This is a genomic window from Streptomyces sp. GC420 (genome assembly GCF_009916105.1).
GTDB lineage: Bacteria > Actinomycetota > Actinomycetes > Streptomycetales > Streptomycetaceae > Streptomyces.
In genome coordinates this window covers 22,976-30,675 of the sequence record NZ_JAAAXQ010000044.1, presented here as the reverse complement: position 1 = coordinate 30,675, position 7,700 = coordinate 22,976, and the positions used below count along the sequence as shown (strand labels likewise).

Here is a 7,700-nt window from a genome sequence, read left to right as displayed (position 1 = left end):
GGTCGGGACGGACGACACCGGAACCGGGACGACCGGCACGGGGACGGGGAGGACCGGAGCGGCAGCCGGTTCCCCGGCCCGGCGGCTGACCATCGGGCTGGCCACCGCGAACATTCACCTGGGAGTGGGCGCGACCCTGTGGTCCGGCGCGCTCAGGGCCGCCGAACGCCACGACGTGAACCTGGTGTGCTACCCCGGCGGCCCCCTGCAGCCCGAGGGCCCCCGCGGCGCGCTGTACGAACTCATCGGCCCCGCGCGGCTCGACGGCCTCGTATGCTGGAGCTCCACCCTGTGCCTGCCCGCCTCCTCGGAACGCGCGCAGCGGTTTCTGCGGATGCTCGGCCGGCTGCCGGTGGTCAGTCTCAACCGGGCGCTCGACGGGCACGACACGCTGCGGCTGGACTCCTCGGCGGGCATGCGGGAGGCCGTCGGTCATCTGGTGGCCCAGCACGGGCGCCGCCGGCTGGCGTGCGTACGGGGCCCGCTCACGAACCCCGTCTCGCGCGAACGCTTCGGAGCGTTCACCGACGCGCTGGCTCGGTACCGCCTGCCGCTGGAACGTTCCCGGATCGGCGCCGCGGTCGACTTCACGGCCGGTGCAGGGGCGGCGGCGATGCGGGTGCTGCTCGACGTGCGCGGACTGCTGCCCGGCCGGGACTTCGACGCCGTTGTCGCGTGCAGCGACGTCCTGGCCGCCGACGTACTGCGTTTCCTGGCCGAACGGGGCGTCCGGGTACCGGAGGACGTCGCCGTCGTCGGGTTCAACGACTCCCCCGAGGCCCGCCTGTCGGACCCACCGCTGACCTCGGTCTCGCTGCCGTTCGCCGAGTTGGGTGCCCTGGCCGTGGACACCCTGGTGGCCCGGCTGCGCGGCGCCGCCGCGCCGACGGGCACCGCCGTCCCGGGCGCCCTGGTCGTGCGCCGCTCCTGCGGCTGCCACTCGCCGCTGGTGGCCCAGGGCGGACCGGACCGGGACGAGAAGCCCGGCGGAACCGGCGGGGCCACCGGCCGCGGCAGTCACGAGCGTCACGAAGGCCACGAAAGTCACGCGGGTCACGCGGGTCACGAAAGGCACGGCGATCACGACAGTCCGCGGGCACCGGACGCCGAGGCCGTCGGCCAGGCCCTCGCCGGACTTCCCCACGGCGCGCGGGAACTGGCGGCGGCCCTGTGCCGCGACACCGGCATCGCCGGCACGGACGGCGGCGGGCGCGTCGCCGGTGCCCCCACGGGACTGTCGTTCCTCGCCGCCCTCGAGCAGCTGATCGCCCGTCATGTCACCACCACCGAGGCCGCCTCACGCTGGGACGGTGCGCTGTTACGGGCGCGCGGACCGGCGCTCGCCCGCCTGCCGGGGCCCTGCCGCGCCCAGGGCGAGCGGCTGTTCGCGCAGGCCCGGCTGATGGTCGCCGACAAGTCGCACCGCGTGGTCGAGTACGAGCGCTGGGCGGAGGCCCAGGAGGCCCGCAGGCTGCGCGAGTTCGGCACGGCGCTCGCGCAGGTCGTCGATCTCGACGGGCTGTCCGCGACCCTGGAGCGCCACATGGGTGCCGACGGGCTCCCGCGCTGTCGGCTGATGCTCTACGCGACACCGCGACGGCGCGGCGACGCGGTGGTACGGGGCCCGGCGCGCCCCCTCCCGCCGCCGGACCGCCCGTCCGACGGGCGGTCCGCCTCCGCCGGTCCCCTGGTCCTCACCGCGCCCGAAATGCTCCTGCCGGACGAACTGCTGCCCGGGCCGGACCGTTTCACCCTCGTCGTCGAGCCGCTGCACATCGGCGAGGAGCAACTCGGTTTCGCGGTCTTCGAGTCGGGGACCGGGCCCGCCGCCGAGCGCCGGGGCGCGCTCTACCGGGCGCTCGGCGACCAGATCAGCGCGGCGCTGAAGAGCATCGGCCTGTTCGGCGAGGTGCGCAGGGCACGGGACGCCGCCGAGCAGGCCAGTACGTTCAAGACCCGGCTGCTGGCCAACATCACCGACGAACTGCGCACTCCGCTGGAGGCGATCCTCCGGCGCACCGGCGAGGGGCCCGGCGGCGGCGCGTCGCACCCGCTCGTGCACCACGACGCGGAACGGCTGCTGCGGCTCGTGGACAATCTGCTGGACCTGTCCCGGGCCGAGAGCAACGACCTCGACCTGAGGCGGCGGCTGATCGACCCGCTGCCCGTGCTGGGCGAGGCGTTCGCGGCCCTTCCGGCGGTGCCACCGGACGGGGTGCGGTGGACTCCGGCGCTTCCCGCGCGGCTGCCCCCGGTGCCGGCCGACCGGCGGCGGCTGCGGCAGATCGTCGACAACCTGCTGACGACGGCCGCCGGTTACGCGGGCGCGGACGGGCGTGCGGTCCTGGCCGCCCGGGTCTCCCCCGTATCGGTGCGGGTCACGGTCACGGCCACCACCGACCGGCCGCCCGAGCCGTGGCCGGGCGGAGCCCCGGGAGGAGGCATCGAACTCGCCACCGCGCGGCGGCTGGTGATGCTGCACGGGGGCTCGCTCACGGTGGACCGGGGGCCACGGCACGCCGGACTGGTCGTGGAACTGCCGCTGCCCACCCCGCAGGGCACGTCCGGTACGGCCGTCACCCCCGGCAACGCCCTGCTGGTCGTCACCGGCCGCAACCCGGGCGACGACGTCCGCGCGCTGGCGGGCCAGTACGGGCTGCGGCTGCGCCGCGTCGGCCCCGAGGACGACCTGACCGCGGTCGTCGCGGAGCGGACCCCCGCGGCCGTGGTGTGGGACGTGGCGGGAGCCACGCAGGAGGAATGGCGGGCGGCGCGGCGGCTGCACGATCACGCGGCGCTGCGCTCGACGCCCTTTCTCCTGTTCGGTGCCTCGGGTGCCGGTCTGGCGGAGACACTGAGCGCGCTGCGCCCGGCGGGGCTGACCGATCCGGTGGTCGTCGTGGACGGCTGCCCGCACGACCGGGAACGGATGCGGCGGCTGGTCGCCGCCGGGATGCCGGACCGGCCGGTGCGTACGGTGTCCGACGGGGTGTCCGCGCTGGCGCTGGTGGGTGAGGAGCACCCGCACCTGGTCGTCATGGAGCGGGCGCTGCCCGACATGGACGCCTTCGACGTCGTGGACCGGATGCGGGTGACCGCCGAGGGCCAGCACCGCCCGGTGCTGGTCCTCAGCCGGGAGGGCTTCACCCTCGCCGACGCGCACCGTGCGCAGGCCCACCCGGGGCTGGTGCTCCTCAACCGGGACGTCCTCACGGACGAGGAGACGGCCCGGCTGCTGACGTGGATGACACGGCCCGGCGGGACGGGGCACCAGCGGGGCGGCGGCCCGGTCAACCACGCGCTCGTCTACCTCCAGGAGCACTACCGGCAGAACGTCTCCCGCTGGCAGGTCGCGCAGAGCGTCGGGATCAGCGCGGACCACCTCGGCAGGCTGTTCCACCAGCGGTTCGGGCTCACGATGTGGGACTATCTGATCCGCCTGCGGGTGCGGCGGGCGGGGGAAGCGCTGCGGAGCGGCGGGGACAGCATCCAGGCTGTGGCCCGGGCGGCGGGGTTCAACGACCGGGCCTATTTCAGCCGGGTGTTCCGCAAGGTGACGGGCGTGTCTCCGCACGCCTACCGCGCGGCCGCAGCCGGCTCCCCTGCCGGAGCCGGTGCGGTGGCCGGGACCGGTGCCGTGGCCGGGGCACCGGCGGTCGCGGACCTCGCGGACGGCACGGAGGGTCCCGGCAGCGCCGACCGCGCGAACGGTCCGGACGGCGCGGATGCCTCGCGCAACCCGGGCGGCACGGGGGGTCCGGGAGGTACCGGCGGTCCCGGGGGCCCGGACCCTTCGGACGCTTCGGGCACTCCTGGCATTCCCGGCGGCGAGACGGTCAGCGGAGGCCGAAGCGGTCGGTCCAGGACGTGACGTCGGCGACGCTCGCGTTGCCCCCGCAGACCACCAGGCCGAGCCGGGCGTCCTCGCCGACGCGCTCCAGGACCTGCCGGGCCGCCGGAAGGACGCAGCCGGCGGCGGGCTCGGCCCACAGCCTGGCGTGCTCGGCAAGGTCGAGGGTGCCCCGCACGGCCTCGGCGTCGGTGACCGTGAGGACGTCGGTGACCAGTGCCGACACATGCTCGTAGGTGAGCCGCGAGGCGCTCGGGGCGCTCAGCGTGGAGACGACGGAGGTCAGTTCGACGGGGACGGGACCGCCCGCGGCCAGCGCCGCGGACATGGCCCGCGCGCCCTCGGTCTCGACGCCCCAGATCCGCACGCCGGGACGCCGTGCGCGCAGCGCCGTGGCGATGCCGGAGATCAGCGCACCCCCGCCGATGCTGACGATCACGTCGGTCAGTTCCCCTGCGTCCTCGGCGAGTTCGAGCCCGACCGTGCCCTGGGCCGCGACGACGACGGGGTCGTCGAAGGGGTGGATCAGGGTGAGCCCCTTGGCCTGGAGCTCGTCCATGAGTGCGAAGGCGCCGTCCATGGTGTCGGCGAGGACGACATTGGCCCCGGCGGCCTCGGCGGTCTCGACGGCGCGGGCGGGGGCGGTGCGCGGCATGACGACGGTCGCCCTGACGCCCAGCGCCCCGGCCATGACGGCCACGCCGATGCCGTGGTTGCCGCCGCTCACCGCGACCACGCCGGCCTCGCGCTCCGCCCGGCTCAGCGTGAGGAGTCTCGCCGTCGCGCCGCGGGCCTTGAAGGACCCCGTCCGCTGCAGCAGTTCGAGTTTCGCCGTGACCGGGACGCCCAGCAGCCCGGACAGGCCGGGGCTCGCCACCGTGGGCGTCCGCACGACATGTCCGGCGATCCGCCGGGCCGCGCTCTCCACGTCCGCGACCGTGATCAGCACATGCTCCTCCGTCACCGTTCCCGAAGCGTCGCCGACCGCCCGCGGCGCCCGGTCATCGTACGCCGCCGTGGCGTGGGACCCTTCCCTCACGGAGCCCCGCCGGTGCGGGACGGGGACCGTGGCGGCGAAGGGAAGGACCGGTGACCATGACGACGAAGGGCGTCCCGTTCGACGAGCTGGACCGCAAGATCGTCGCGGCGCTCATCGCGAACGCCAGGACGAGTTTCTCGGAGATCGGCTCGGCCGTGGGACTGTCGGCGACCGCGGTCAAGCGCCGCGTGGACCGGATGCGGGAGACGGATGTGATCACCGGCTTCACCGCCACCGTCCGGCCCGCCGCGCTCGGGTGGCGCACCGAGGCGTACATCGAGGTGTACTGCGACAGCGCTGCGCCGCCGAGGCGGCTCGCGGAGGTGGTGCGCAACTATCCGGAGATCACGGCGGCCATGACGGTGACCGGTGGCGCGGACGCGCTGCTGCATGTCAGGGCCACCGACGTGGAGCACTTCGAGGAGGTGCTGGAGCGCATCCGGGCCGAGCCCTTCATCCGCAAGACGATCAGCTTCATGGTGCTGTCCCATCTGCTGCCGGACAGCCCGGAGGCAGGTGCGCACGAGCCCGCGCCCCCGCCTTCCCCCGACGGCGCAGCGAACCTGCTCTAAGCAGGGTTTTCACGCAGCAATCGTGCGCGCACACGCAGCGCTTCCGGCTTGTCGCGGTCAGTGCCCGCTTCCTACCTTTGAGGCATTCGACGGTGAGTCCCCGAGGCGGAGGTATTCCTTACGTGCCCAGTCGTGTGCCGCGCCCGCGGCGTTTCCTGGTCTGCGAGCCCAGATACTTCGATGTGCGGTACGCCATCAATCCGTGGATGCGTGACGCGGCCCCGGTCGATCACGCGCTGGCCCGCTCCCAGTGGGATTCCCTGGTCCGGGCCTACCTCGACCACGGCCACGCCGTCGAGCACGCCGACCCGGTCCCCGGTCTGCCGGACATGGTGTTCGCCGCGAACGCCGCAGTCGTCGTCGGCGAGCGGGTCCTCGGCTCGAACTTCCACGCGCCCGAGCGCCGGCCCGAGTCCACGGCGTACGACACCTGGTTCAAGACGGCCGGGTTCGAGGTGCACCGGCCGGAGTCGGTGTGCGAGGGCGAGGGCGACCTCGTGCCGGCGGGCCGGTTCGTCCTGGCGGGGTGGGGGTTCCGCACCAGCCGGGCGGCCCACGACGAGGTGCAGGAGTTCTTCGGTCTTCCGGTGGTCGGACTGCGGCTGGTCGACCCGTACTTCTACCACCTGGACACGGCGCTGTTCGTCCTCGACGACGAGGACGGGGGGAACATCGCCTACTACCCGGAGGCGTTCTCGCCCGGCAGCCGGGAGGTGCTGAAGCGGCTCTACCCGCGGGCGGTCCTCGCCGACCGGGACGACGCGATGGCCTTCGGCCTCAACTCCGTGTCCGACGGCCGCCATGTCTTCGTCTCGCCGGGCGCCACCGGTCTCATCGGCCGGCTCGCCGACCACGGCTACGTCCCCGTCCCCGTCGACCTGTCGGAGTTCCACAAGGCCGGCGGGGGCATCAAGTGCTGCACGCAGGAGATCCGCTGATGAGCATCGCCCAGACCGACCGTACGCACGGCGCCCGTTCGTCGGCGGAGCTGATCGGGGCCGAGGCCCCGGTCCTCGCGCACAACTACCACCCGCTGCCGGTGGTCGTGGCCCGCGCCGAGGGAGCCTGGGTCGAGGACGTCGAGGGCCGCCGTTACCTGGACATGCTGGCCGGCTACTCGGCGCTCAACTTCGGGCACCGCCACCCGGCGCTGATCGAGGCCGCGCACCGGCAGCTCGACCGGCTCACCCTTACCTCCCGGGCCTTCCACAACGACCGGCTCGCCGGTTTCGCCGAGGGCCTCGCCGCGCTGACCGGTCTGGACATGGTGCTGCCGATGAACACGGGCGCGGAGGCGGTGGAGAGCGGCATCAAGGTGGCCCGCAAGTGGGCGTACGAGGTCAAGGGCGTTCCCCGGGACCGGGCCACGATCGTGGTGGCCGACGGCAACTTCCACGGCCGTACGACGACGATCGTCAGCTTCTCCACGGACGAGACCGCCCGCGCCGGCTTCGGTCCGTTCACGCCGGGGTTCCGCGTCGTGCCGTACAACGACCTGGCCGCGCTGGAGGCGGCCGTGGACGAGACCACGGCCGCCGTGCTGATCGAGCCGATCCAGGGCGAGGCGGGCGTCATCATCCCCGACGAAGGCTATCTCACCGGTGTACGCGAACTCACCCGGCGCGCGGACTGCCTGTTCGTCGCGGACGAGATCCAGTCGGGGCTGGGACGCACCGGCCGCACGCTGGCCGTCGAGCACGAGAACGTGCTGCCCGACATGCTGCTGCTGGGCAAGGCCCTGGGCGGCGGCATCGTGCCGGTGTCGGCGGTTGTGGCCCGCCGCGAGGTGCTGGCGGTGCTGCGGCCGGGCGAGCACGGCTCCACCTTCGGCGGCAACCCGCTGTCCGCCGCGGTCGGTTCGGCCGTCGTCGCGCTGCTGGAGACCGGTGAGTTCCAGGAGCACGCGGCCGCACTCGGGGAGGTACTGAGGGAGGGTCTCGCCGGGCTGACCGGGAAGGGTGTGACCGGTTTCCGTTCCCGCGGGCTGTGGGCGGGCGTCGACGTCGACCCGTCGATCGGCACGGGCCGCGAGATCAGCGAACGGCTGATGCGCGAGGGCGTCCTGGTCAAGGACACCCACGGCTCGACCATCCGACTGGCTCCGCCCCTGACCGTCACGGAGGACGAACTGCGTTCCGCCCTCGACTCGCTGGAGCGGGTGCTGCTGGGCTGAGCGGTACCGGCGCGTTGCCGCACCGCCCGCGCCCCCCGTGCCGCGGGGCACGGGGGGGCGCGGACG

The 7,700-nt window shown here is 74.1% G+C and carries 5 protein-coding genes; 4 read left to right on the top strand and 1 reads right to left on the bottom strand.

Going from position 1 to position 7,700, the window contains the following annotated elements; genetic code table 11:
- Nucleotides 1-3,871 (top strand): substrate-binding domain-containing protein (locus GUY61_RS08600; RefSeq protein WP_166629476.1); only part of this gene is annotated, 3,871 nt, incomplete at its 5' end.
- Here the strand turns inward: GUY61_RS08600 and GUY61_RS08595 are convergent.
- Nucleotides 3,837-4,796, bottom strand: coding sequence for a threonine/serine dehydratase (locus GUY61_RS08595; RefSeq protein WP_166629479.1), 960 nt, complete (start codon nt 4,794-4,796; stop codon nt 3,837-3,839). The two genes, GUY61_RS08600 and GUY61_RS08595, sit on opposite strands and share 35 nt — an antisense overlap.
- 149 nt (nt 4,797-4,945) lie before the next feature.
- Between GUY61_RS08595 and GUY61_RS08590 the strand changes: the two genes are divergently transcribed.
- The 3 genes from GUY61_RS08590 (at nt 4,946) to rocD (ending at nt 7,634) form a co-directional block, all read left to right on the top strand.
- Nucleotides 4,946-5,461, top strand: a complete 516-nt coding sequence (locus GUY61_RS08590; protein ID WP_166629475.1) for an Lrp/AsnC family transcriptional regulator — start codon at nt 4,946-4,948, stop codon at nt 5,459-5,461.
- Between the two features lie 134 nt (nt 5,462-5,595).
- Entirely contained in the window at nt 5,596-6,399 is an 804-nt protein-coding gene (gene ddaH / locus GUY61_RS08585) for a dimethylargininase (protein ID WP_166629478.1), read from the top strand.
- On the top strand, nt 6,399-7,634 hold the full coding sequence (rocD, locus tag GUY61_RS08580) for an ornithine--oxo-acid transaminase (RefSeq protein ID WP_166629474.1): 1,236 nt from the start codon (nt 6,399-6,401) through the stop codon (nt 7,632-7,634). The genes ddaH and rocD overlap by 1 nt, the downstream gene beginning before the upstream one ends.
- The last annotated feature ends 66 nt before the right edge of the window (nt 7,635-7,700 follow it).